Source organism: Bariatricus sp. HCP28S3_F11, from assembly GCF_052065395.1.
In the GTDB taxonomy this organism is placed as follows: domain Bacteria; phylum Bacillota; class Clostridia; order Lachnospirales; family Lachnospiraceae; genus Allocoprococcus.
Window position 1 is genome coordinate 1 of the sequence record NZ_JBQHUC010000123.1, and the last position, 418, is coordinate 418.

The 418-nt window shown below is 40.9% G+C and carries 1 protein-coding gene; it reads left to right on the plus strand.

Annotated features, from left to right (window positions below):
* A partial coding sequence (locus tag ACTNBR_RS16570) for an RNA-guided endonuclease TnpB family protein (RefSeq protein ID WP_441042737.1) occupies positions 1 to 418 on the plus strand: 418 nt, incomplete at both ends.

The following is a 418-nucleotide window of genomic DNA, read 5'->3' on the forward strand; positions in this document are numbered from 1 at the left end:
TGAACAAAGCGTATAAATTCCGGATTTACCCGGATAAAAAACAGGAAGAACTTCTTGCTAAAACATTTGGATGCTGCCGTTTTATTTATAATATCATGCTGGATGACAAGATAAAGGAATATGAGGCAACGAAGAAAATGAAGAAGACGACTCCGGCAGCCTATAAGAAAGAATATCCGTGGCTAAAAGAAGTAGATTCCCTTGCACTGGCGAATGTGCAGCTTCATTTGGAGAAGGCTTATAAGAACTTTTTTGTAAATCCTGCTGTTGGTTTTCCGAAATTCAAGTCTAGACATCGAAGCAGGAAGAGCTATACAACGAATGTGGTGAATGGGAATATTCGTCTGGAAAAGGGAAAGATCCGGCTTCCGAAACTGAAGGAAGTGAAGATCAGGAAACATCGGGAAATACCGGAGGG